We start from the raw sequence: 25,536 nt of genomic DNA, 5'->3' as shown, positions 1-25,536 counted from the left end.
GTCAACTTCCCGAAGACGTGCGGCAGGTGCCGGTCCCTGCCTCGTCAGGGAAAACCGCTGGCCTTGACGCCCACGTCAAGGATTACCTTCGACGCATGCGAATCGGCGAGCTCGCGGCGCGCGCGGGGACGACCACGCGGACGCTGCGCTACTACGAGTCCCGGGGGCTGCTCCCCGCACGGCGGACCGGCAACGGCTACCGCACCTACGACGAGGACGACGTTCGGCTCCTGGAGCAGATCAGGACGCTTCAGGACTTCGGGTTCGACCTGGAGGAGACCAGGCCCTTCGTGGAGTGTCTGCGCTCCGGCCATCCGGAGGGCGACTCCTGCCCGGCGTCGCTCGCCGTCTACCGCCGCAAGCTCACCGAACTCGACGCGCTGATCGGCGAGTTGAGCGCGGTGCGCGATCAGGTCGGAGCGCAGCTCGCGCGCGCCGAGGCCGCCCTGCCCGGCGGCCCGGAGCCGCGGTGCGAACTCACGGGATGACGGACGAGGGACGAGGAGAGTGGGCAAGTGAAGGCAGCAGGCGTGGCCGAGGTGACCGACGCGGATTTCGAGGGGGAGGTGCTGCGGGAGGCGGACCGCCCCGTGCTCGTGGAGTTCACGGCGGACTGGTGCGGGCCGTGCCGGCAGCTGGCGCCGGTCCTCAGTGAGCTGGCGCGCGAGGAGGCGGAGCGCCTGAAGATCGTGCAGCTGGACGTGGACCGCAGCCCGGAGACGGCGATCGCGTACAAGGTGCTCTCGGCACCGACCATGATCGTGTTCCGTGGCGGCGAGCCGGTCCTGCAGATGGTGGGCGCGCGGGCCAAGCGCAAGCTCCTCGCGGATCTGGCCGACGTGCTCTGAGGCGACGCGCTCCGAGGAGAAACAAAAGAAATACCCCGGGCGAATTGACGTCCGGGGTATTTCTCTGCGTATATTGGATTCTTTCGCGAAGCTCTGCACATTAGGACAGCGCGGCTCCGCGAGAAGTTCAATAAGAGCACTGTAACTGGCGAGGGGCTGAATTGTCAACCGAGGAATTGCGTGAAGAGCAGCAATTCGTCTCCGGGCTGTACGCGCGCCTGGACGCGCTGCGCGAGGAGGCCGAGTCCGCCGTGCGGGCGTCGTTGTCGCAGGTCGGCAATGGTCTGCAGGCGCGTCTCGAGCGGGACGTCCTGGTCGCGGAGCGGTCCGGGCTGCTCGCCGCCTTCGACGCGGGAGAGAACGGTCTATGCTTCGGGAGGCTCGAATTCCGCGACGGCCGTGATCACCACATCGGACGCATCGGAATCCGCGCGTCCGACATCGAGCGCACCCCGCTCGTGATCGATTGGCGTGCCGATGTCGCGCGCCCCTTCTATCTCGCGACGGGCCACACGCCGATGGGCCTGCGCAGACGCCGGCACATCACCACCAAGGGCCGCGAGGTCACCGCCCTGCACGACGAGCTCCTCGACCTGAGCGACACGACCCGCACGGGCCACGAGGGCGCCGACGCCGACGAGGTGCTGCTCGCCGCCCTCGACTCGGCCCGCACCGGACGCATGCACGACATCGTGCAGACCATCCAGGCCGAGCAGGACCGCATCATCCGCGCTCCGCACCGCGGCGTCCTCGTCGTCGAGGGCGGCCCCGGCACCGGCAAGACCGTCGTGGCGCTGCACCGGGCCGCGTTCCTGCTCTACGCCCACCGCGAGCTGCTCGCCAAGCGCGCGGTCCTGATCGTCGGCCCCAACCCGGCGTTCCTCGGCTACATCGGCGAGGTCCTGCCCGCCCTCGGCGAGACCGGCGTGCTGCTCTCCACGGTCGGCGAGCTCTTCCCCGGCGTGACCGCGACCGGCACCGACACCCCCGAGGCGGCCGAGATCAAGGGCCGCGCGGAGATGGCGGACGTCCTCGCCGCGGCCGTCCGCGACCGGCAGCGCACCCCCGAGCCGGGCGAGCCCATCGTCATCGAGCACGACGACGGCGACCTGATCCTGGACTGGACGATCGCCGACCAGGCCCGCGAGGCGGCCCGCGCCGCGGACGTGCCGCACAACCTCGGCCGCCCGCACTTCGCCTTCCGTGTCATCGACGAGCTGACCGCGCAGCTCGCCGAGCGCATCGGCCACGACCCGTACGGCGGCCCGAACTTCCTGGGCCCCGACGACATCGCCCAGCTCGGCAAGGGCGTCGCGGCCAGCGCCGAGGTGCACGCCGCCATCGAGGAGCTGTGGCCGACGCTCACCCCGCAGCGCTTCCTCGCCGAGTACCTGGAGGAGCCGACCGGGCTCGACGAGCGGGACGCCGCCGCCGTCCGCAGGCCGTACGACGCGCCCTGGACCGCCGCCGACGTCCCGCTCCTCGACGAGGCCGCCGAACTGCTCGGCCACGACGACAGCGCCGCGCGGGCCGCGTCCGAGGCGGAGCGGGCCAAGCAGATCGCCTACGCGCAGGGCGTGCTCGACGTGTCGCGTGCCTCCCGGACGTACGAGTTCGAGGACAAGGACGAGGACGACGCCGAGGTCCTGCTCGCGCACAACATCATCGACGCGGAGCGGATGGCGGAGCGCCAGGAGGAGGCCGACCACCGCAGCGCCGCCGAGCGCGCGGCCGCCGACCGCACCTGGGCGTTCGGGCACATCATCGTCGACGAGGCGCAGGAGCTCTCCGCCATGGCGTGGCGGCTCCTCATGCGGCGCTGCCCGACCCGCTCCATGACGCTCGTCGGCGACCCGGCGCAGACCGCGGAGGCGGGCGGCTGCGGCTCGTGGGACAGCATCCTCGCCCCGTACGTCGAGGAACGCTGGGAGTACACCCGGCTCGGCGTGAACTACCGCACGCCCGTGGAGATCATGGACGTGGCGGCGGAGGTGCCGCGCATGGAGCGGCCCGACTTCATGCCGCCGAGCTCGGTGCGGTCCACGGGCGTACGCCCCTGGGTGCGCCGCACCGACGACCTCGCGGCCTCCGTGGCCGACGCGGTCGCCGCCGAGGCCCGGGACGAGGGCCGCCTGGCGGTGATCGCCCCGCGCGAGCTCCACACGGAGCTCGCCGCACACCTGCCCGGGGTGACGGCCGGGCAGGCCCCGGACCTGACGCGGCCGGTCGTGCTGATCGACCCGCGTCAGGCGAAGGGCCTGGAGTTCGACACCGTCCTGGTCGTGGAGCCCGAGCGGTACGGGACGAGCGACCTGTACGTGGCCCTGACCCGGGCCACCCAGCGCCTCGGCGTCCTGTACACGGACGAGCTGCCCGTCGCGCTCAAACAGGTCGAAGCCACACCGTAGCCAGCGGCGGCAGGGTCAGGTGCAGGGACACGGGGCGGCCGTGGGACGGGGTCGGGGCGGGCTTCAGCGGGTCGGGGGTGGTGACGTCGCCGCCGCCGAAGCGGGCCTCGTCCGTGTTCAGGACCTCCTGCCACGCGGCGAACTCGTCCGGCACGCCCAGGCGGTAGCCGTGCCGGACGACCGGTGAGAAGTTCGAGACGGCGAGCAGCGGCCGCCCCTCGCTCCCCGCGCCGTCCTCGGCGGGATACCGGAGGAAGGCGAAGACGTTGTCCTCCGCCGCGTCGCCGTCCACCCAGGCGAAACCGCCCGGGTCCGTGTCGCGCTGCCACAGAGCGCCCTCGCGCCGGTAGACCGTGTTCAGCTCGCGGACCAGGTCCCGCATGCCCCGGTGGTCGGCCTCCGCGCCGTACGCCGGGTCGAGCAGCCACCAGTCAGGACCGTGGCTCTCCGACCACTCGGCGCCCTGCGCGAACTCCTGCCCCATGAAGAGGAGTTGCTTGCCCGGATGGGCCCACATGAAGCCCAGGTAGGCGCGCTGGGTGGCACGCTGCTGCCACCAGTCGCCCGGCATCTTCGACACCAACGACCTTTTGCCGTGGACGACTTCGTCGTGCGAGATCGGCAGGACGTAGTTCTCGCTGTACGCGTACACCATCGAGAACGTCATCTCGTTGTGGTGGTACTTGCGGTGCACCGGCTCCTTGGACACATAGCCGAGGGAGTCGTGCATCCAGCCCATGTTCCACTTCAGGCCGAAGCCGAGCCCGCCGAAGCCCCCGGGGCCCTGGTGGTGCGTGGCCCGCGTGACGCCGTCCCAGGCCGTGGACTCCTCGGCGATGGTGACGACGCCGGGGGAGCGGCGGTAGACGGTGGCGTTCATCTCCTGGAGGAAGGCGACGGCGTCGAGGTTCTCGCGCCCGCCGTGCGCGTTCGGCGTCCACTGGCCGTCCTCGCGCGAGTAGTCGAGGTAGAGCATCGAGGCCACGGCGTCCACGCGCAGGCCGTCGATGTGGAACTCCTCGCACCAGTAACTGGCGTTGGCGACCAGGAAGTTGCGCACCTCCTTGCGGCCGTAGTCGAACTCCAGCGTGCCCCAGTCGGGGTGCGCGGACCGGGCCGGGTCCTCGTGCTCGTACAGCGGGCGGCCGTCGAACTCGGCGAGCGCCCAGTCGTCGCGCGGGAAGTGCGCGGGCACCCAGTCCATGAGGACGCCGATCCCCGCCCGGTGCAGCGCGTCGACGAGGAACTTGAAGTCGTCGGGCGTGCCGAGGCGGGCGGTCGGCGCGTAGAAGCCGGTCACCTGATAGCCCCAGGACCCGCCGAAGGGATGCTCGGCGACGGGCATCAGCTCGACGTGCGTGAACCCGAGGTCGGCGACGTAGGCGGGCAGTTGCTCGGCGAGCTGGCGGTACGTCAGGCCCGGCCGCCACGAGGCGAGATGCACCTCGTACACCGAGAAGGGCGCCTCGTGGGCGGGCACCTCCGCGCGCCGGTCGAGCCACTCCTGGTCATGCCACTCGTGGCGCGACTCGTGCACCACCGAGGAGTTCGCGGGCGGCGCCTCCGTGCGGCGGGCCAGCGGGTCGGCGCGCTGGGTCGTGGAGCCGTCGGGCCGGGTGATCTCGAACTTGTACAGCTCGCCCTCGCCGACGGACGGCACGAACAGCTCCCACACGCCGCTGCCGCCCAGCGAACGCATCGGGAACCCGAGCCCGTCCCAGAAGTTGAAGCCCCCGACGATCCGCACCCCGCGCGCGTTGGGCGCCCACACCGTGAACCGCGTCCCGGTGGCGCCCTGATGCGTCATGAGCCGTGCGCCGAGCGCTTCCCACAGCCGCTCGTGCCGCCCCTCCCCGATCAGGTGCAGATCGAACTCGCCGAGCGAGGGCAGGAAGGAGTACGCGTCGTGGATCTCAAGATCCGTGTCCTCGTACGTGACGTGGAGCCGGTAGTCCTCGGGCACGGCCCGCAGCGGGAGCACCGCGGAGAAGAAGCCGTCGCCGTCGTCGCGCAGCTCGGCACGGAGCCCGTCGGCGACGACGGCGACCGCCTTCGCGTACGGGCGCAGCGCCCGGAAGGCCGTGCCGCCGGGCACGGAGTGCGCGCCGAGGACGCCGTGCGGGTCGTGGTGGGTACCGCTCAGGAGCCGGACGCGGTCGCTCTCGGGGACGGGGGAGTCGGTGACGGCGGGTTCGGTCGGCTCGGCGGGTGCGGCGGGCTCGGTGACGGGAGGCTTGGCGGCGGGGGGCTTCTTCGCGCTCCTGGTGGTCTTCGCGGGCTTCGCGGCGGGCTTCGAGGGCTGCGCGGTCTTCGCCGCCTTCGGGGTCTTCCCGGTCGTCGCACGCTTCGGGGCCGGAGTGGCCGGTGGGGTGGGGGCGGCGGCTTCGTCGGACGGTTTGCGGGGGCGCGGGCACACGGGAGAGGCCTCCTCCAAAGGAGTGGTCAGTGGGCTTCGTCGGCGGGGCCGTCCTCGGCGAGGCGGCGGACCGCGGCCAGCGGGACCGGCAGCCAGTCGGGGCGGTGGCGCGCCTCGTACAGGACTTCGTAGACCGCCTTGTCGGTCTCGTGGGCGCGCAGCAGCACGGGATCCGTGCGCGGGTCGCGGCCCGCCACCTCCGCGTACCCCGCGCAGTACGCGGCCCGGCACTCCTCGGCCCACTCGGGCGACCAGGTGCCGTGGGACGCGGCGTAGTCGAAGGAGCGCAGCATGCCCGCCACGTCGCGGGCCGGCGGCTGGGGGAGGCGGCGCTCGGCGAGCGGCCGCGCGGGTTCGCCCTCGAAGTCTATGAGCGACCACTGGCCGTCGGGGGAGCGCAGGCACTGCCCGAGGTGCAGGTCGCCGTGGACGCGCTGGGCCGTCCACGCCTGCCCCTCGCCGCCGAGGTCGGCGAGCGCCTCGAAGGCGGTGAGCAGCCCGGGTGCGTGGGGCCGCAGCGCGGGAACGGCCTGTGCCGCCGCGGTGAGGCGCTCGGCCATGGCGTCGGCGACCAGCTCCACCTGCGCCCGGCCCAGCGTGACGGTGGGCAGCGCGGTCGCGAGGGCCGCGTGGACCTCCGCGGTGGCGCGGCCGAGCGCCCGTGCCTCGCCGGTGAAGGGCTCACCCTTGTCGCGCATCCGCAGGGCGAGCTCCCAGCCGTCGTCGGCCCCGGCCAGATACGGCTGGAGCACCCCGAGGCCGCAGCTCTCCTCGGGCGCGGACGCCCCCGTCTCCAGGTCGGCGAGGAACCACGCGGCGGGAGCGGGCACCCGCGCGCAGCCCTCCTTTGCGAGCCGCAGCGGCAGTTCGAGGTCCGGGTTGAGGCCGGGCACGACGCGGCGGAACAGCTTGAGGATGAACGTATCTCCGTACACGAGCGAGGAGTTGGACTGTTCGGAGGTGAGCAGGCGCGGGGCGAGGCCCGAGGGGATCTCGACGCCCATGTCGCGCTCGAAGCGGAGGACTCCGTGGCGCCCCGGTATCCGGAGCCGTTCCAGGAGCAGTCCGGTGAGCCGCGGGTCGTGCAGCGCGTCGTACACGGTGTGGCCGGTGAGCGGGCCCTCGGTGACGTGCCCGATCATCGCGGGGGCCAGGTGCGGGGGGAGCGTGCGCCGCACCCCGAGGAGCAACTGGTAGCAGTCGGTGGGGCGTTCGGCGTGAGCTCCGTCGAGTCCCGCGTCCTGCGCGGACATCATCGGCTGGCGGACCCGTAGGAGGAGATGGAGCAGGCCGGAGGGTGAGCTGCGCGGCAGGAGCTCGGTCGCCGTCACCGCTTCCAGGGCGGTGACGGGGCGGCCCTTGCCGGCGAACCACCGCTGCCGGGGCAGCCACGCGCGCAGCAGCGGGTCGAGCGAGGCGAGCAGCGCCGAGGCGTGCACACCGGGGCGTATGGCGGCTTCCGACATGGCGTCGCGTCCTTTCCGCGTTCGCGGACGAGGCAGGGTGCGGGAGTGCCGGTGGTGCGGCTGGGGGTGCCGGTCGTTGCGTAGGAGTGCCCAGGGCGGGGCGGTGGAAACCGCCCCGCGAGGCGTCGCGCTGCCGGAGCCTACGCCGGTTCCTTGCGCAACCGGAACCAGTAGAACCCGTGTCCCGCGAGGGTCAGGAGGTACGGGAGCTCACCGATGGCCGGAAAGCGCACCCCGCCGATGAGCTCGACGGGATGGCGTCCCGCGAAGGTCTGGAGATCCAGTTCGGTGGGCTGGGCGAAGCGCGAGAAGTTGTGCACGCACAGCACCAGGTCGTCGCCCTCGTCCTCGTCGGTCTCGCTCGACGGCGCCTCCCGCAGGAAGGCGAGCACGGCCGGGTTTGAGGAGGGGAGTTCGGTGTACGAGCCCAGTCCGAACGCCGGGTTCTGCTTGCGGATCTCGATCATGCGGCGCGTCCAGTGGAGCAGGGAGGACGGGGAGGACATGGAGGCTTCGACGTTGGTGACCTGGTAGCCGTAGACGGGGTCCATGATCGTGGGCAGGTAGAGGCGTCCGGGGTCGCTGGAGGAGAAGCCCGCGTTGCGGTCGGGGGTCCACTGCATGGGGGTGCGCACCGCGTCGCGGTCGCCGAGCCAGATGTTGTCGCCCATGCCGATCTCGTCGCCGTAGTAGAGGATCGGCGAGCCGGGCAGGGACAGCAGGAGTGCGGTGAAGAGTTCGATCTGGTTGCGGTCGTTGTCCAGGAGCGGGGCGAGGCGCCGGCGGATGCCGATGTTGGCGCGCATGCGCGGGTCCTTGGCGTACTCCGCGTACATGTAGTCGCGTTCTTCGTCGGTGACCATTTCCAGGGTCAGCTCGTCGTGGTTGCGCAGGAAGATGCCCCACTGGCAGCCGGAGGGGATGGCGGGGGTCTTGGCGAGGATTTCCGAGACGGGGTAGCGGGATTCACGGCGTACGGCCATGAAGATGCGGGGCATGACGGGGAAGTGGAACGCCATGTGGCATTCGTCCCCGCCTTTTTCGAAGTCGCCGAAATAGTCGACGACGTCCTCGGGCCACTGATTGGCCTCGGCAAGAAGAACCGTGTCCGGATAGTGTGCGTCGATTTCGGCGCGGACGCGTTGCAGGAAGGAATGGGAGCGGGGCAGGTTCTCGCAGTTGGTGCCTTCTTCGGCGAAGAGGTAGGGGACGGCGTCGAGGCGGAAGCCGTCGATGCCGAGGTCGAGCCAGAAGCGCAGGGCGGAGATGATTTCTTCCTGGACGGCGGGGTTCTCGTAGTTGAGGTCGGGTTGGTGGGAGAAGAAGCGGTGCCAGAAGTACTGCTTGCGGACGGGGTCGAAGGTCCAGTTGGAGGCTTCGGTGTCGACGAAGATGATGCGGGCGTCCTGGTACTGCTTGTCGTCGTCGGCCCAGACGTAGTAGTCGCCGTAGGGGCCTTCGGGGTCGGTGCGCGAGGCCTGGAACCACGGGTGCTGGTCGCTGGTGTGGTTCATGACGAAGTCGATGATGACGCGCATGCCGCGTTGGTGGGCGGAGTCGACGAATTCGACGAAGTCGGCGAGGTCGCCGAATTCGGGGAGGACGGCGGTGTAGTCGGAGACGTCGTAGCCGCCGTCGCGGAGGGGGGATTTGAAGAAGGGAGGCAGCCAGAGGCAGTCGACGCCGAGCCATTGGAGGTAGTCGAGTTTGGCGGTGATGCCTTTGAGGTCGCCGATGCCGTCGCCGTTGCTGTCCTGGAAGGAGCGGACGAGGACTTCGTAGAAGACGGCGCGTTTGAACCATTCGGGGTCGCGGTCCTTGGCCGGTGTGTCCTCGAAGGTGTCCTGGACGGGCTCGTTGACGATCATGGTGTGGGTGACCCTCCGATCAACGGTGAGAGGACGGTCGCAGGACCGTGAAGAGGTGCGCGGGCGCGCGGCCGGGTTCCAGGCGCACGTAGTTGGCCCTGCCCCAGTGGTAGGTCTCGCCGGTGAGCTCGTCGCGCACCGGCACGGACTCGTGCCAGTCGAGGCCGAGTTGCGGCATGTTCAACGAGACCGTGGCCTCCTGGGTGTGGTGAGGGTCGAGGTTGGCGACCACCAGAACAATGTTCGAACCGTGCTCGCCGACGGCCGATTTCGAGTACGCGATCACCGCCTCCTGATCGGTCTCGTGGAAGTGCAGGTCGCGGAGTTGCCGCAGCGCGGGGCTGGCGCGCCGGATGCGGTTGAGCGCGGTGATCAGCGGGGCGATCGTGTCTCCTCTTCGCGCTGCCGACGCCCAGTCCCGTGGCCTGAGTTGGTACTTCTCCGAGTCCAGATACTCCTCGCTTCCGCGCCGGACGGCGGTGTTCTCGCACAACTCGAATCCGCTGTAGACACCCCACGTCGGCGACAGCGTCGCGGCGAGCACGGCGCGCACCGCGAAGGCGGGGCGGCCCCCTTCCTGCAGGTAGGCGTGGAGGATGTCGGGGGTGTTCACGAAGAAGTTGGGACGCAGGAAATGCGCGGTCTCCCGCGACAACTCGGTGAGGTAGTCGGTGAGTTCGTCCTTTCCGTTACGCCAGGTGAAGTAGGTGTAGGACTGCTGGAAGCCGATGGCCGCGAGGGTCCGCATCATCGCGGGCCGTGTGAACGCCTCGGCGAGGAAGACGACGTCGGGGTCGGTGCCGTTGATGTCCGCGAGCACCCGCTCCCAGAACACGACGGGCTTGGTGTGCGGGTTGTCGACGCGGAAGACGCGTACGCCGTGGCCCATCCAGAACCGCAGCAGCCGTACGGTCTCCGCGATCAGCCCCGGCAGGTCCTTGTCGAAGGCCAGCGGGTAGATGTCCTGGTACTTCTTCGGCGGGTTCTCGGCGTACGCGATGGTGCCGTCCGCCCTGCGGCGGAACCAGTCGGGGTGCTTCTCCACCCACGGGTGGTCGGGGGAGCACTGGAGCGCGAAGTCCAGGGCGACTTCGAGGCCGAGATCGGTGGCGCGGCGCACGAACGCGTCGAAGTCGTCGAGCGTTCCGAGGTCCGGATGGACGGCGTCGTGTCCGCCCTCGGGTGATCCGATGGCCCACGGAACCCCCACGTCGTCGGGGCCCACCGACAGGGAGTTGTTGGGCCCCTTGCGGTAGGTGGTGCCGATGGGGTGGATCGGCGGCAGGTACACCACGTCGAAGCCCATCTCGGCGATGGCGGGCAGCCGCGCGGCGGCGGTGCGGAAGTTTCCGGGGACGGGTGGCGCCCCCGCCTCGACGACGGCGCCCTCCGAGCGCGGGAAGAACTCGTACCAGGACCCGAAGAGGGCCCGGCGCCGTTCGACGAGGAGCGGCAACTCCTCGGATGCCGTGACGAGTTCGCGCAGCGGATGCCGGTCCAGGATCGCCCGCACCTCGGGGGTGAGGGCGGCAGCAAGACGGGCCGCCGGTGAGCGGCCCGTGTCGCGCAGTGCGTCGGCGGCGCCGAGGACGTCGGCCCGCTGGCCCCCGGGTATGCCGGCGGCGGCGCGCTCGTGGAGCCGGGCGCCCTCCTCCAGCATCAGATCCGTGTCGATGCCCGCGGGTACCTTGATCTGCGCGTGGTGGCGCCAGGTCGTCATCGGATCGCCCCACGCCTCCACGGCGAAGGTCCAGCGTCCTTCGGCGTCCGGCGTCACGTCGGCGCCCCACCGGTCGGTGCCCGGTGCGAGTTCCCGCATGGGGGTCCACGGTCCTGGGCGCCCCCGGGGGTCGCGCAGGACGACGTTGGCGGCGACCGCTTCGTGTCCTTCGCGGAAGACGGTGGCGGTGACCTGGAACGTTTCTCCCGGCACCGCCTTCGCGGGTTTTCGCCCGCCGTGGACGGCGGGGCCCACGTCCAGGACGGGAATGGTGGGGTGCGTGGGCGAGCTCGGCGGGGTTGAGCCTAGAGGCATGTCTGACCGCTCCTGTCCGCTGCACGGATACGGGGTCCTGAGAAAGCTCCACGGTGCGTGCCGGCCGGTGGGCCGAGTGCGTACCGAGGGAGCCTTCCCACACCCTTCGGGTGGGCAATCCGGCGCTTTGTTAACTACTAGTGCGTAAGGGCGCATGCAAGACCGGCCTCGCCATGAATGGCAAGAGCGGACCGAATTCGCATATGCCGTATGGCTTGTTGAACCGTGCGCATATGCCCGGCGCGGAGAGAACGCGCGGCGCGACGGGGCGGTACGCGCGCCGCCGCCGGCCGAGGCAGAGGTCCGAAAACCGCCGGTGTGCGACGCGCCCACAGGGTCGTATGGGGGCATGACCACTGATTCGGACGCCTCGACCATGACGGATTCCGTACGGGTGCTGACCGCCATGTACGCGGCGGAGGAGAAGTACCTGGCGGCGGGCGGCCCGGGGCGCGCCTCCTTCGACCTGCTCGCCCCGTACTTCTCGCCGGATGTCGTCCTCCACCAGGCGGAAGGCCTGCCCTACCGAGGGGTGTGGCGCGGCCACGACGGCATGGCGCGGTTCTTCCTCGCGATGAGCGAGACGTGGGAGGCCTTCACCATCACGCGTCAGGAGTTCCTCGCCACGGGGCCGACGGCGGTCGTACGGAGCGACATCCGCGCCCGCGCCCGCGCGAGGGCCCGCGCACTCGCCTTCCCCCTCCTTCAGACCATCGAGGTACGGGCAGGTCGGATCACGGAGGTCCGGCCGTTCTACTGGGACACGGCCGAGATCGCGGAGGCGTGTCGGGGACACGTCGGGTAAGGTCGCGCTCTTCGGCAGGCCGTGCACCTGGTGTACGGCCTGGTCGTACCTCCGATGTACGGAATGGCGGAGGTCGGGCACTTCCTGGCGAACGGCGCATGGCAGGAGTGGCCGGCCGAACAGGCCGCCGCCGTCGGGGAGTTCCTGCGCGCCTGGTGGACGTGGACCCTCACGCAGCCGGACCCGCCCGAGCCCGCACACGAGATCTTCGCACTGTGCACCGAGGCGTCCGGCACGCCGGAGCCGTGGCTCGGCATAGGGGAGCGGCTCGCGGGACCCGTGCCCGACCGCCACCTGGCCCTCGCCGTCACGGAGTGGGAGTACGAGCTGCTCGGCGACACCAGTCCTTGGACGGAGCGGGAGGAGGACGAACGGAAGCGGAAGAAGCTCTCCGCCTGGCTCGTCCGCCACGCCCCGGCCCGCCTGCGCGCCCACGGGGCGTCCGAGGACCTCCTGCACCGCGTACGGATCCTCGGCCTGGAGCTCCACTCCCGGTGGGACGACCCGTACTGGCCGGGGCACCGCTACGCCTGAACCCCGTGACCGGCCCGGCGGTCCCGCGCCCGGGCCGGGGGCGCCGCCTCGCCGCCTCTCGCGCGCTCGTCCGCGCGCCGTGGTTCCCGAGGGCCGGTCACCGCTACCGTCGACGCGTAGGTCGATCTGTAACGCATTCCCCGCTAGAGGTGGAGTCGCTGTGAAGGCCATCCGTCGATTCACCGTACGTCCCGTCCTTCCCGAACCCCTCGGCCGGCTCTCCGAGCTGGCCCGCAATCTGCGCTGGTCCTGGCATCCGCGCACCCGTGACCTGTTCGAGTCCGTCGACCCCCGGCTGTGGGAGGCTTCCGGCTGCGACCCCGTGCGGCTCCTCGGGGAGGTGCCGCCCGCCCGGCTCGACGAGCTCGCGCGCGACGAGGACTTCCTGCGGCGGCTCGGCGAGGCGGCCGACGACCTCCGCGCGTACGTGGAAGGGGAGCGCTGGTACCAGGAGCAGTCCGGCGGCGAAGGGCCGCTGCCGCGCGCCGTCGCCTACTTCTCGCCCGAGTTCGGCATCACGGCCGCCCTGCCCCAGTACTCCGGCGGTCTCGGCATCCTCGCCGGAGACCACCTGAAGGCCGCGAGCGACCTCGGCGTGCCGCTCGTCGGCGTCGGACTGCTCTACCGGCACGGCTACTTCCGCCAGTCGCTGTCCCACGACGCCTGGCAGCAGGAGCACTACCCCGTCCTCGACCCCAACGAGCTCCCCCTCGCCCTGCTGCGCGAGACCGACGGCGCCCCCGCCATCGTGGCGCTCGCCCTGCCCGGCGGCCGGTCGCTGCGCGCCCACGTCTGGCAGGCGCAGGTCGGCCGCGTCCCGCTGCTCCTGCTCGACTCCGACGTCGAGGAGAACGACCCCGGCGAGCGCGACGTCACCGACCGGCTCTACGGCGGCGGCAGCGAGCACCGGCTGCTCCAGGAGATGCTGCTCGGCATCGGCGGGGTGCGGGCCGTCCGCGCGTACTGCCGGCTCACCGGACACCCCGAACCCGAGGTCTTCCACACGAACGAGGGCCACGCCGGATTCCTCGGCCTCGAACGCATCCACGAACTCGCCCACCAGGGAGTCGGCTTCGACGCGGCGCTCGAGAGCGTGCGCGCCGGCACCGTCTTCACCACCCACACGCCCGTGCCCGCCGGCATCGACCGCTTCGACCGAGAGCTGGTCGCCCACCACTTCGGGCCCGGCGCCGAGCTGCCCCGCATCGACGCGGGGAACGTCCTGCGGCTCGGCATGGAGACGTACCCGGGAGGCGAGCCCAACCTCTTCAACATGGCGGTCATGGGCCTGCGGCTCGGCAGCCGCGCCAACGGGGTCAGCACCCTGCACGGCTCGGTGAGCCGCGAGATGTTCGCGGGCCTGTGGCCGGGCTTCGACGCCCAGGAGGTGCCGATCGCCTCCATCACCAACGGCGTGCACGCCCCGACCTGGGTGGCCCCCGAGGTCTTCCGGCTCGGCGCCCGGCAGATCGGCGAACGGCGCACCGAGGACGCGCTCTCCGTCGGCGACTCCGACCGGTGGGACGCGGTGGCCGACATCCAGGACGCCGACATCTGGGAGCTCCGCCGCACCCTGCGCGAGCAGCTGGTGGAGGAGGTCAGGCGGCGCCTGTACGACTCGTGGCGCCAGCGCGGCGCCGCCACCGCCGAGCTGGGCTGGATCGACGGCGTCCTCGACCCGGGCGCCCTCACCGTCGGCTTCGCCCGCCGCGTCCCCTCGTACAAACGCCTCACGCTCATGCTGCGCGACCGCGACCGGCTGATGGAGCTCCTGCGCCATCCGGAGCGGCCCGTGCAGATCGTCGTCGCGGGCAAGGCGCACCCGGCGGACGACGGCGGCAAGCGGCTCATCCAGGAGCTGGTCAGGTTCACCGACGACCCGCGGGTGCGCCGGCACATCGTGTTCCTGCCGGACTACGGCATGGCGATGGCGCAGAAGCTCTATCCGGGCTGCGACGTGTGGCTGAACAATCCGCTCCGGCCGCTGGAGGCGTGCGGGACGTCCGGGATGAAGGCGGCCCTGAACGGCTGCCTCAACCTCTCCGTCCTCGACGGCTGGTGGGACGAGTGGTTCGAGCCTGACTTCGGCTGGGCCATTCCCACGGCGGACGGCGCCGCCACCGACGACGACCGCCGCGACGACCTGGAGGCCGCCGCGCTCTACGACCTCCTGGAGCGCCGCATCGCGCCCCGCTTCTACGAACAGGGCCCCGGCGGCCTGCCCGACCGCTGGATCGAGATGGTCCGCAGGACCCTGACCCGGCTCGGCCCGAAGGTCCTCGCGGGCCGCATGGTGCGCGAGTACGTGGAGCAGCTGTACGCGCCCGCCGCCCGCGCCCACCGCGCGCTCGACGCCACCGCCGCGGGCGAACTCGCCGCCTGGAAGGCGCGCGTCCGGGCCGCCTGGCCGCGGGTCGCCGTCGACCACGTCGAGGCGTCGGCGAGCGGCGCCACCGCCGAACTGGGCGCCACGCTCTCCCTCCGGGTGCGGGTCCACCTCGGCGAACTGACCCCGGACGACGTGGAGGTACAGGCCGTCGCGGGCCGCGTCGACCCGGAGGACCACCTCACCGATCCGTCCCCGATGCCGCTGAAGCCGGTCAGCGGTCCGGACGTGGAGGGGCGCCGGGTGTACGAGGGGCCGCTCGCCCTGGACCGCACGGGCCCCTTCGGCTACACGGTCCGCATCCTGCCCGCCCACCGACTGCTCTCCGGCGGGGCGGCGGAGTTGGGGCTCGTTGCGGTTCCCTCGGAGGCCACGGGGGAGGAGGCGGGGGTTCTGATGCGGTGAGACATGATGCAGTCATGACCGGTTTCAACCTCGCGGGCACCTCGGCCCCCTGGGTCGTCTTCGTCCCCCAGGGATCCGATGAGGTACGGCGACAGCTGGCCGCCCTGGAAGACCAGGGCGGTCGCGTCCACCGCTTCGCCGCGTCCGACCTCACGACCGAGCAGGGTGTCTGCCAGGCATTCGCCGAGACGCTCCAGTTCCCCGGATACTTCGGGCGGAACTGGGATGCCGTGGTGGACTGCCTGGACGATCTGTGCGGGGCGGTCACCGGGGGCCACGTCGGGATGGCGGGCGTCATCACCGGAGTGGACGACCGGCTGCTCGACGCGGAGCATTTCCCCGACTTCGTGTCGGTCCTCTGCCAGGCGGCGGACCGGGCCAACTCCGCGGTGGACCTCGACGGGTTCCCTCTGGACCGGCCCGCCGTCTCCGAGCATTTCGTTTTCGAGTGCGGTGAGTTCAGCGGCTTCGGTCGCGCGGCGCAGGAGAAGGTCGCTCGCAGAGTGGAGCAACCCGACCTTGTCGTCATGCGGGGCGACGGGTTCGTGGGAGCCGCTCTTGATCCGCAGGAGTGGCATTGAGCAGCGATGCGGGCCCGGACGCCCACCCCCGGACGTCCGCGTCCCTCCGCGTCGTCTCGGTGCTCGCGTCCTCACCGCGCCGCGACCGGGACCGGGACCGGGCGTTCGTGGCCGCGGTCCTGCGCGACCCCGATGTCGGCGGGGCCAAGACGGTGGTGGTCGCCCTCGTGGATGCGATCGCGGGTGAGGCGGCCGGCCCTGATGAGTTTCGGCAGTGGGCGGACTGGGTGCTGCCGGAGATCGAGCGGCTCGATGTCGAGTCGTGCCGCGAGTTCATCCGGCGGCGCGTCGACGACTGGCTTTTGTGTCTGTCCGTCGAGGACGGCCACGTACCCACACCGGCCGAGTTGGCGGAGGCCACCGACTGGATGCAGCGCCACCTCGCCGAGTTTTCGAGGTCGCCGGCCGTGCTCGCCGTCGTCGCCGAGTCGGCCCGCACCAGGAAGACGCGGAACATCGCCGAGAACCGGGCCAGCAGCCGCGAGCTCAGGGCGGAGTGAACGGCAGGCGGAGCGAACGGAAGGCGGTGTGCACGGAAAAGCGGCACCCGGGGGGAGGAAGGTGCCCCCGGGTGCCGCTCGTTGCGGTGACCGCTTACTTGACCGCGACGCCCGTCCACGCCGCGCCCACGGCCTTGACCTCGGCCGAGTCCGCGCCGTACAGGTCCGTCGCCGCCTTCACGGTGCCCTCGCGGGCCGCCTTGTAGTCGGTCGTCGACGTGAAGTACGTCGTCAGGGCCTTGAACCAGATCTTCTCGGCCTTGTCGCGGCCGATGCCCTCGACCTTGGAGCCGTCGGCGGTCGGGGAGTCGTACTTGACGCCGTTGATCTCCTTCGCGCCGCTGCCCTCGGACAGCAGGTAGAAGAAGTGGTTGGCGATGCCCGAGGAGTAGTGGACGTCGACGTTGCCCGCGTCCGCGCTCCAGCTGTCCAGGGACTGGCCGTCCTTGGAGGGCTTGTCCATGTAGCGCAGCGGGGAGCCGTCGCCGTTGATGTCGATCTCTTCGCCGATGAGGTAGTCGCCGATGTCCTCGGGGCTCTTGGCGTTGAACTCGACGGAGGAGCCGAAGATGTCGGAGGTGGCCTCGTTCAGGCCGCCGGACTCTCCGCTGTACTCCATGTTGCCGGTCGCCGAGGTGACGCCGTGCGACATCTCGTGGGCCGCGACGTCGATCGAGGTGAGGGGCTTCTTGTTGCCCTCGCCGTCGCCGTACGTCATGCAGAAGCAGCTGTCGTCCCAGAAGGCGTTGACGTACGAGTCGCCGTAGTGGACACGGGAGGTCGCGCCCTTGCCGTCGCCCTTGATGCCCTCGCGGCCGTGCACGTTCTTGTAGTAGTCCCAGGTGACCTGGGCGCCGTAGGCGGCGTCGACGGCCGCGGTCTGGGCGTCGTCCGGCTTGCCGTTGCCCCACGTGTCGTCGTCGTCCGTGAAGAGCTTGCCCTCGCCCTGGCCGTTCTCCAGGTTGAAGGTGGAGTGGCCGCCGCGGCTGTCGTCGGTCAGGTCGAAGCCGTTGCTGCCCTTCTTGGAGCCGATCTCGACCTTGCCGCTGTACTGGCTGTTGCCGGTGCCGTTCTCGATGGCCTGACGCTCGAAGAGCTTCTTGCCGGTCGAGGCGTCGGTGATGACGTGCAGTCTGCTGGGCGTGCCGTCCTTCTGCACGCCGGTGACGACGGTCTCGTACGCGAGGACGGGCTTGCCCTCGGCGGCCCAGATCACCTTGCGCGGCGACTGCGCGTCGGCCTTGGCGGTCTTGGCCTTGGCGGCGGTCGACTCGGCCGACTTGGCGACGGAGGACTTGCCGAGCTTCGCGTCGGTGGAGGCGACCTTCACCGTGGCCTCGGTGGCCTTCGTGACGCTCTTGACCTTGCCGCTCTTGGCGGTGTGCACGACGAGGTCGCCGCCGAGGACGGGCAGGCCGTCGTAGGTGCGCTCGTAGCGGGTGTGCGTGGTGCCGTCGGCGTCCTTGACGACGTCACGGACGACCAGCTTCTCCTTGGCGCCGAGGCCGATCCTGTCGGCGGTGGCGGCCGTGTCCGCGCTCGCGTCCTTGAGGAGGTCCGCGCGGGCCGTCTTCGAGAGGGCGACGGGTGCGCCGGACGCGGAGACGGGCTGCGCGGAGGCGCCGGTGGTCAGGCCGGCGGCGAGCAGCGCTCCGGCGGCGACCGCGGTCGAGATCGCCAGCATCGAACGCTTACGGGATATGTGGGGGGTCACGCAGGCTCCTTCTGTGGGGGAGTCCGGACGGTGTGGGGTTCGTCCGGACATGAAAGATGCGGTGCGGGTGTGACTCGTGTGTGGTGCGAGGGAAGAGTGTCATTCGAGCCAGGTACATGTCATCCCTTGATCGCATGTTGGCCGGAAATAGTTCGTTGAGCGAGAGGCGAAGTACGCATTGCGAACAGCGTGTGAACGGCACGCGGGCAGCAAAAAGCGCGCCGCCCCGGGGAGTTGAATCACCCGGGGCGGCGCCGTCTGCGGAGGCCTTGAATGGCCTACATGGTCTTACAGGGCTTACTTGGGCTCACTTGGACCTGCTCGGGCTTACGGGAAGGTGACCTTCCAGCTGTTGATGTAGCCCGTGTCCTGCCGCGCGACGTCCTGGACGCGCAGCTTCCAGGTGCCGTTGGCCACCTCGGACGAGGCGTTGACCGTGTAGGTCTCCTTGACGTTGTCGGCCGAGTCGGAGGAACTGGCCGGCTTCAGCGGGTAGACCGTCCCGTCGGGGGCGAGCAGGTCGACCTTCAGGTCACCGCGCCACGTGTGCACGATGTCGACGCCGACCTTGAGCGCGCTCGGCGCGTTGCCGGTGCGGCCGGTGACGTTGACGGACGAGGTCACCGCGGCGCCGGCGTCCGGAATGGCGACGTCCGTGGTGTTCTCGAAGGAGGTGCCCGGAGGCTCCTCGCCGCCCGGCCGGCTGCCGACGTTCACGGCCGCCCAGGCGTGGGCGACGGCCTTGTACTCGTTGCTGGTGGTGCCGTACAGCTCACCGGCCGCCGCGAGCGTCCCGGTGCGGGCCGCCGCGTAGTTGGTGGTCGTGGTGAACTTCGTGGTGAGCGCCTTGAACCAGATCAGCGAGGCCTTGTCGCGGCCGATGCCGGTCACCGGCAGGCCGTCGGAGGTCGGCGAGTCGTACTGGACGCCGTTGATCTCCTTCTTGCCGCTGCCCTCGCTCAGCAGGTAGTAGAAGTGGTTGGCGACACCGGACGAGTAGTGCACGTCGATGTTGCCGATGCCCGAGTACCAGGCGTCCTTGGACGCGCCGTCCTTGCTCGGCTTGTCCATGTAGCGCAGCGGGGTGCCGTCGCCGTTGATGTCGATCTTCTCGCCGACGAGGTAGTCGCCCTTGTCCTGCGCGTTGTTGGCGTTGAACTCCACGGCCGCCGCGAAGATGTCGGACGTCGCCTCGTTCAGGCCGCCGGACTCGCCGCTGTACGTCATGTTGCCGGTCGCCGCCGTCACGCCGTGCGTCATCTCGTGGGCCGCCACGTCGATGGACGTCAGCGGCTTGGCGTTGCCCGAGCCGTCGCCGTACGTCATGCAGAAGCAGGAGTCCTGCCAGAATGCGTTGACGTAGTTGTTGCCGTAGTGGACCCGGGAGTACGCGCCGACACCGTCACCGCGGATGCCGCTGCGGCCGTGCACGTTCTTGTAGTAGTCCCAGGTGAGCTGCGCGCCGTAGGCGGCGTCCGCACCCGCGGTCTCCACGTTGGAGGGCTGCCCGTTGCCCCAGATGTCGTCGGGGCCGGAGAAGAGCGTGCCGGTGCCCGAGGAGCCGTGGTTCAGGTTGTACGTCTTGTGGTTGCCGCGACCCGAGTCGGTCAGGTTGTACGTGGAGCCCGACTGGACGGAGCCGACCGTCACCTGGCCGCTGTACTGCGTGTTGCCCGTGCCGTTCTCGACGCCCTGCCACTGGAAGAGCTTCTTGCCGGTGGCGGCGTCCGTGATGACGTGCAGCTCGTTCGGGGTGCCGTCGTGCTGCAGCCCGCCGACCACGGTCTCGTACGCGAGAGTCGGTGTGCCCTTGGCCATCCACACGACCTTGCGCGGCGCCCGGTCCGCGTCGGTCTTCTTCGAACCCGCGGCCTTCGCCGCGCCGAGGGCCTGCTTCTCGGCGGCCGACGCCTTGATGTCGGCGCTCGTGTCGACGCCCTTGAGCTGCGCCTTCGCGGCCTTGGTGACGCTCTCGGTCTTCCCGGACTTCGCCGTGTCGACCACGAGGTCGCCGCCGAGGACGGGCAGCCCGTCGTAGGTGCGCTCGTAGCGCGTGTGGACGGTCCCGTCACGGTCCTTGGTGACGTCGCGGACGACCAGCTTCTCCTTGGCGCCGAGGCCCAGGTCCTCGGCGGTGTCCGCCTTGGTGGCGTTGGCGTCGCGTATGAGCTCCGCGCGCTGGGCGGGGGAGAGCTTGGCGGCCAGGGCGCCGGGGTCGACCTTGCCGAGCTTCTGGGCCGCGGCGGGGTTCGCCTTGACGGCCGGGTCGTCGGCCGAGGCGGGGCCCGCCTGAACTGCCACGGCCAGGAGTGCGGCGACGGCGGAGAGGGCACCGGCGGCGGTCGCACGGGTGCGGACCGAACGAGTGCGGGGGGTGTGTCTGTGGGAGGTGTTTCTCAACACGGACTCCTTCTGCGCGGCCGCGGGATGCGCGGCCAGAGCTACCGGGCGGTTGGGTCGCCGTCCGGGCAGAGCAAGGCGGAACGCAGAACTGGGCGGTGCACAACGGGTGTTGCGTGAAGAGAAACCGTCGCCTTGTTGAAAGCCGTGCGGCGGTCGAGGGGAAGAGTGGCACCGGAGACCACCTGTTGTCAGGTGCGCATCAGTAGTTGGCCGGAATCAGTCCGTTGGCCGGTGGCGCGCGTTCGCTATCCGGAGTCGTGGCCGACGGCCTCCCGTGGACGTCCGGCAAGCGTGCGGCGCCCGAAAGAGTGCACGTCACGCTCGCACGGGGGTGCAGTGCGGAACCCTGTTCGAGAGCGGCGCGCGATGCGGCGACCGTCGGCGCGTGGCTGTATTTCGCTGGTGGTCCAGTCCTGTGTCGCGTGGGGCGGAGAACACGAGATATCCGCATTGCCGCCGATTGGTCCCAGGGCAGGTCGTCAGTTCTCGCGGGCCTCGGGCCCCTGGCGCGGGTCGATCCACAACGCCTCGCCCGTCGCGCAGAGTTCACCTCGCGCCGTCGTCACCGCCGCGCCCATCGTGTGCTTGCGGCCCGCCGAAGAGATCGGCCAGGCATACGTGATGTGGTCCTCGCCCGCGACCACGGGACGCAGCAGGGTCGCCGTGAGCGAGGCCGTCACCGCGCCCGGACGGAGGCCGCCGACGTGCACGCCCGCCCAGGCCGTCGGGCAGTCGAGGACGGCCCACAGCAGCTCGGCGCGCATCAGTCCCCGGGCGTCCGCGAAGGCCGGGTGCGCCGTCCACGCCGTCGCCACCACGTCACGGCCGGGCACGGGCATGCAGCACTGCCGCAGCCCCCGGCCCGGCGGGCGCGGCCCGCAGCCGAAGCAGTCGACCACGGTGCCGTCCGCGCCGAGCCCGGTCGGCCCCGCCGTGCGGAACGCCTCCGCAGCCGCGGTCGCCTCGTCCCAGGACGGCGCGTCCGGCGCGCCGGAGACGGGCAGGTCGGGAACGGGCCTCGCCGTCGCGAGGACGGCGCCCGCCTCGCCCGACAACTGGGCTCCCCCGTCGGGGAGTTCGGTCATCCTCACCGGTGCGGACACCGGGGTCGCGGCACGGAAGTCCACCCGGACCGTGCCGGCCCGCGCGCGGGCGGCGAGCAGCCCGGCCACGTACCCGCCGAAGGCGACGCCCGGGTACCCCTGGTGGCTCGCGGGAACGGTGAGCACCTCGCCGGCTTCCGCCCGGCCCACCCGTACGTCCGTACTCTCGTCGTGGCTCATGACGTCAGCTCACCACACTCTCGCGCCAGGCCCGGTGCAGCTCCGCGAACGCCCCGGTGCCCGCGATGAGTTCGTCGGGCGTGCCGTCCTCCACGACGCGACCGTGCTCCATGACCAGGACCCGGTCGGCGATCTCCACCGTGGAGAGGCGGTGGGCGATGACCACGGCCGTGCGGCCGCGCAGCACCGTGTGCATGGCGCGCTGCACCGCCCGCTCGCCGGGGATGTCCAGGGAACTCGTCGCCTCGTCGAGGATCAGCACCGCGGGGTCGGCGAGCAGGGCGCGGGCGAAGGCGACCAGCTGCCGCTGGCCCGCGGAGATACGGCCGCCCCGTTTGCGTACGTCCGTGTCGTAGCCGTCGGGCAGCGACACGATGAAGTCGTGGGCGCCGATGGCCCTCGCCGCGCGCTCGATGTCCTCGCGGGTGGCGTCCGGGCGGCCGATCGCGATGTTCTCCGCGACGGTCCCGGAGAACAGGAACGCCTCCTGCGTCACCATGACGACCCCGCGCCGCAGCTCGGCGAGGGCGAGTTCGCGCAGGTCGACGCCGTCCAGGAGTACGCCGCCCTCCGTCGGGTCGTAGAAGCGGGCGAGCAGCTTCGCCAGCGTCGACTTGCCCGCGCCCGTCGAGCCGACCACCGCCACGGTCTGCCCCGCGGGCAGCGTGAGGTCGAAGCGGGGCAGGACCTCGCCGCCCGTGCGGTAGGCGAACCGGACGCCCTCGAAACGGACCTCGCGCCCCGGATGATCGGACTCCAGGACCGGCAGCGGGCGCGCCGCGGACGCGTCGGGCTCGGGCACGGTCGGGGTCTGGGCCAGCAGCCCCGCGACCTTCTCCAGGGAGGCGGCCGCCGACTGGTAGGAGTTGAGGAACATGCCGAGCCGGTCGATCGGGTCGTACAGGCGCCGCAGGTACAGCACGGCAGCGGCCAGCACGCCGAGCGCGAGCCCGCCGTCCGCGACCCGGTGGGCGCCCCACAGCACGATCGCGGCCACCGCGGTGTTGGCGACGAGCCGCGAGCCGACGACATAGCGGGCCATCTCCAGCATCGCGTCGCCGTTGGTCCGCTCGTGCCGGCGGTTCAGCACGCCGAACTCCGCGTCGTTGGCCCGCTCCCTGCGGAAGGCACGCACCGGCCGGATGCCGTTCATGGTCTCCGCGAACTTCACGATGACGGCGGCGATCGCGGTCGACCGGTGGCGGAACATGACGCCGGCGCGCCGCTGGTAGAGGCGGATGAGCAGGTACAGCGGGATGAAGGAGGCGACCGCCACCGCGCCGAGGCCCAGGTCGAGCCAGAGCAGCATCGCCGAGATGTAGACGAAGGACAGGATGACGGTGAGGAGCTCCTGCAGGCCCTCGTTGAGCAGCTCGCGCAGCGACTCGACGTCGGTGGTGGAGCGGGAGATGAGCCGTCCCGAGGTGTACCGCTCGTGGAAGTCGACGCTCAGCGCCTGCGCGTGCCGGAAGATGCGGCCGCGCAGATCGAGCAGGACGTCCTGGTTGACGCGTGCGGAGGCGATGATGAACGCGTACTGGAGGGCGCCGGACGCGGCCGCGCAGCACAGGTAGCCGGTGGCGACGGCGATCAGCGGGCCGTAGTCGTCGGCGCGCACGGCGGGGACGCCGCGGTCGATGGCGTACGCGACGAGCAGCGGCCCCGCCTGCACGACGGCCTGCTGCAGGAGCAGCAGCACGGCGGCGAACACGGCGCGCCCGCGCAGCGGTGAGAGCAGCGACAGCAGCAGGGCGCGGGTGGCGCCCGGGGGAGCGGGCAGCTCGTCCTTGTCGAACGGGTCGTCGTGCGCGGCGGACGGGGGGCCGGGGAGATCGGGTTCGTCGTCGCCCTCGGGTTCGAAGGGCTTCTCCCGTACGGATGCGGGCACGGTCATCGGGCGGCCTCCTCGGCGGGGTGTCCGGTGGTGGGGCCGGGTGCGGGGCCTGTGGGTGCGGGGTCTGTGTGCGCGGGTGTGGGAGTGGGAGCGGAGGTCGAGGCAGGCGGCGGTTCCGTTGCGTTCTCCGCCCTCGACGCGTTCTCAGCCCCCGATGCGTTCCCCGTCCCCGACGCGTTCTCAGCCCCCGACATCAGCCACGCGTACTCAGCGTTGTCCCGCAGCAGTTCCTGGTGCGTGCCGACCGCGGCGACCCGGCCGCCCGACAGCAGGGCCACCCGGTCGGCGAGCAGCACCGTGGACGGCCGGTGGGCGACGACGAGCGCGGTCGTGTCCGCGAGGACCCTCCGCAGAGCCGCCTCCACCAGCGCCTCCGTGTGGACGTCGAGCGCGGACAGCGGGTCGTCGAGGACCAGGAAGCGGGGATTGCCCACCACCGCGCGGGCCAGGGCGAGACGCTGCCGCTGACCGCCGGAGAGGCTCAGGCCCTGCTCGCCGACCTGCGTGCCGGTGCCTTGGGGCAGCGCGTGCGCGAAGCCGGCCTGCGCCACGTCGAGCGCGCGGCCCAGCTCGGCGTCGCCCGCGTCCTCCCCGGCGCCCATCAGCACGTTCTCGCCGACCGTGGCGGAGAACAGGGTGGGCTCCTCGAAGGCGACGGCCACGAGGGTCCGCAGGTGCGCGCGGTCCATCGCGGTGATGTCCTCGCCGTCGAGGGTGATGCGCCCGCCTGTCACCTCGTGCAGCCGGGGCACCAGCGCGGTGAGCGTCGTCTTGCCGCTGCCGGTCGCACCGACGAGCGCCATGGTCTCGCCGCGACGTACGTGCAGGTCGACGCGGGAGAGCACGGCGGGGGCGTCCGCCGCGGCGTCCGGATACCTGAACTCGACGTCGCAGAACCGAAGCCCGTCGTCCGCAGTCCCCTCGGCCGGCCCCCTCCGTGCGACGCCCCCCGCGGCACAATCCTGCGTCCCGCCCTCCGGCTCCGCGTCCATCACCTCGAAGTACCGCTCCGTGGCCGTCGCCGACTCCTGGCTCATCGCGAGCAGGAAACCGATCGACTCCACGGGCCAGCGCAGAGCGAGTGCCGTCGACAAGAAGGCGACCAGCGTGCCGGCCGAGAGGCCGCCGTCCGCGACCCGCACCGTGCCGAGCACCAGCGCCGCCCCGATGGCGATCTCCGGCAGCGTCACGATCACGGCCCAGATCGCGGCGAGCAGCCGCGCCTTGACCATCTCGGTGCCGCGCAGCGTGTGCGACAGTTCCCGGAACGCGCGCGCCTGGCTGCGGTGGCGGCCGAAGCCCTTGATGATGCGGATGCCGAGCACGCTCTCCTCGACGACCGTCGTCAGATCGCCGACCTGGTCCTGCGCCTGCCGCGCCACGGCGGCGTACTTCCCCTCGAAGTACGCCGTCGCGATGACCATCGGCACCACGGGGGCGAGCAGCACGAGCCCGAGCGCGAAGTCCTGCCCCAGCAGGATGATCACCCCGACCACGATGGTCGCCCCGTTGACCAGCAGGAACGTCAGCGGGAAGGCGAGGAACATACGCAGCAGCATCAGGTCGGTCGTGCCGCGCGACAGCAACTGGCCGGACGCCCACCGGTCGTGGAAGGCCACGGGAAGCCGTTGCAGATGGCGGAAGAGGTCCGCCCGCATCGCTGCCTCCACGCTCGCGAGCGGCCGGGCGACCAGCCACCGCCGCAGTCCGAACAGCAGCGCCTCGGTGACCCCGAGCAGGAGCAGCAGCAGGGCCCCCAGCCACACCCCCGTCGGGTCCCGGTCGGCCACCGGGCCGTCCACCATCCACTTCAGCACGAGGGGGAAGACGAGCCCCGTGCAGGAGGCGATGATCGCGACAACCGCCGCGATGATCAGGCGAGTTCGGACCGGGCGCACGTACGGCCAGAGGCGCAGCAGCGTCCGTACGGCGGACCGATCCTTGGCAGGGGCATCTGATTTCGGCATCAGGAGCGAGCCTACGGATCGCC

The 25,536-nt window shown here is 71.2% G+C and carries 16 protein-coding genes and 1 pseudogene; 8 read left to right on the top strand and 9 right to left on the bottom strand.

Annotated elements, in window-relative coordinates:
• The first annotated feature begins 95 nt into the window (after positions 1-95).
• The 3 genes from DEJ48_RS11930 to DEJ48_RS11920 all read left to right on the top strand — a co-directional run bounded on the left by DEJ48_RS11930 (position 96) and on the right by DEJ48_RS11920 (position 3,256).
• A complete protein-coding gene (locus DEJ48_RS11930; RefSeq protein WP_150216110.1) occupies positions 96-488 on the top strand; it encodes a MerR family transcriptional regulator in 393 nt (130 codons plus the stop codon).
• A 27-nt stretch (positions 489-515) separates the two neighbouring features.
• Positions 516-848 carry a thioredoxin family protein gene (locus DEJ48_RS11925; protein WP_317850911.1) on the top strand — a complete coding sequence of 111 codons (333 nt, stop codon included), beginning with the start codon at positions 516-518 and terminating at the stop codon, positions 846-848.
• 161 nt (positions 849-1,009) lie between these two features.
• On the top strand, positions 1,010-3,256 hold the full coding sequence (locus DEJ48_RS11920) for a HelD family protein (protein WP_150216109.1): 2,247 nt from the start codon (positions 1,010-1,012) through the stop codon (positions 3,254-3,256).
• Here the strand turns inward: DEJ48_RS11920 and glgB are convergent.
• The 4 genes and pseudogenes from glgB to DEJ48_RS11900 form a co-directional block, all read right to left on the bottom strand.
• Entirely contained in the window at positions 3,231-5,672 is a 2,442-nt protein-coding gene (gene glgB / locus DEJ48_RS11915) for a 1,4-alpha-glucan branching enzyme (RefSeq protein ID WP_150216108.1), read from the bottom strand. The two genes, DEJ48_RS11920 and glgB, sit on opposite strands and share 26 nt — an antisense overlap.
• 26 nt (positions 5,673-5,698) lie before the next feature.
• On the bottom strand, positions 5,699-7,138 hold the full coding sequence (locus tag DEJ48_RS11910) for a maltokinase N-terminal cap-like domain-containing protein (protein WP_150216107.1): 1,440 nt from the start codon (positions 7,136-7,138) through the stop codon (positions 5,699-5,701).
• Between the two features lie 140 nt (positions 7,139-7,278).
• Entirely contained in the window at positions 7,279-9,006 is a 1,728-nt protein-coding gene (gene treS / locus DEJ48_RS11905) for a maltose alpha-D-glucosyltransferase (protein ID WP_150216106.1), read from the bottom strand.
• A pseudogene (locus tag DEJ48_RS11900) lies at positions 9,003-11,041 on the bottom strand (alpha-1,4-glucan--maltose-1-phosphate maltosyltransferase). The gene treS and the pseudogene DEJ48_RS11900 overlap by 4 nt, the downstream one beginning before the upstream one ends.
• A 349-nt stretch (positions 11,042-11,390) precedes the next feature.
• Here DEJ48_RS11900 and DEJ48_RS11895 point away from each other — a divergent pair.
• The 5 genes from DEJ48_RS11895 (at position 11,391) to DEJ48_RS11875 (ending at position 16,252) form a co-directional block, all read left to right on the top strand.
• Positions 11,391-11,846, top strand: a complete 456-nt coding sequence (locus DEJ48_RS11895; RefSeq protein ID WP_150216104.1) for a nuclear transport factor 2 family protein — start codon at positions 11,391-11,393, stop codon at positions 11,844-11,846.
• Between the two features lie 63 nt (positions 11,847-11,909).
• Positions 11,910-12,380: a hypothetical protein gene (locus tag DEJ48_RS11890; protein WP_150216103.1), complete on the top strand. Its 471-nt coding sequence runs from the start codon at positions 11,910-11,912 to the stop codon at positions 12,378-12,380.
• A gap of 160 nt (positions 12,381-12,540) precedes the next feature.
• Positions 12,541-15,171 (top strand): alpha-glucan family phosphorylase, encoded by a 2,631-nt coding sequence (gene glgP, locus DEJ48_RS11885; RefSeq protein WP_150216102.1) that lies wholly within the window; start codon positions 12,541-12,543, stop codon positions 15,169-15,171.
• Between the two features lie 14 nt (positions 15,172-15,185).
• Positions 15,186-15,752 (top strand): barstar family protein, encoded by a 567-nt coding sequence (locus DEJ48_RS11880; RefSeq protein ID WP_150216101.1) that lies wholly within the window; start codon positions 15,186-15,188, stop codon positions 15,750-15,752.
• Positions 15,749-16,252 (top strand): hypothetical protein, encoded by a 504-nt coding sequence (locus tag DEJ48_RS11875; protein ID WP_150216100.1) that lies wholly within the window; start codon positions 15,749-15,751, stop codon positions 16,250-16,252. The genes DEJ48_RS11880 and DEJ48_RS11875 overlap by 4 nt, the downstream gene beginning before the upstream one ends.
• Before the next feature lie 94 nt (positions 16,253-16,346).
• On the opposite strand, the gene DEJ48_RS11870 is transcribed toward DEJ48_RS11875, so the two are convergent.
• From DEJ48_RS11870 to DEJ48_RS11850, 5 genes are all read right to left on the bottom strand, one after another.
• On the bottom strand, positions 16,347-17,966 hold the full coding sequence (locus DEJ48_RS11870; protein ID WP_150216099.1) for a M4 family metallopeptidase: 1,620 nt from the start codon (positions 17,964-17,966) through the stop codon (positions 16,347-16,349).
• Positions 17,967-18,293: 327 nt separating this feature from the next.
• The gene (locus DEJ48_RS11865; RefSeq protein WP_190537348.1) at positions 18,294-20,369 is read right to left on the bottom strand and encodes a M4 family metallopeptidase; all 2,076 of its coding nucleotides are present in this window, start codon (positions 20,367-20,369) and stop codon (positions 18,294-18,296) included.
• Positions 20,370-20,848: 479 nt separating this feature from the next.
• Positions 20,849-21,652: a PaaI family thioesterase gene (locus DEJ48_RS11860; RefSeq protein ID WP_150216097.1), complete on the bottom strand. Its 804-nt coding sequence runs from the start codon at positions 21,650-21,652 to the stop codon at positions 20,849-20,851.
• 4 nt (positions 21,653-21,656) lie between these two features.
• On the bottom strand, positions 21,657-23,546 hold the full coding sequence (locus tag DEJ48_RS11855) for an ABC transporter ATP-binding protein (protein WP_150216096.1): 1,890 nt from the start codon (positions 23,544-23,546) through the stop codon (positions 21,657-21,659).
• Complete coding sequence (locus tag DEJ48_RS11850; protein WP_150216095.1) at positions 23,543-25,513, bottom strand: ABC transporter ATP-binding protein; 1,971 nt, start codon at positions 25,511-25,513, stop codon at positions 23,543-23,545. Before DEJ48_RS11850 ends, DEJ48_RS11855 begins: the two co-directional genes overlap by 4 nt.
• Between the last annotated feature and the right edge of the window lie 23 nt (positions 25,514-25,536).

Source organism: Streptomyces venezuelae (genome assembly GCF_008642315.1).
Classification (GTDB): domain Bacteria; phylum Actinomycetota; class Actinomycetes; order Streptomycetales; family Streptomycetaceae; genus Streptomyces; species Streptomyces venezuelae_D.
Note: the sequence above shows the minus strand (reverse complement) of the source record. Positions and strands in the feature narration are given on the sequence as shown.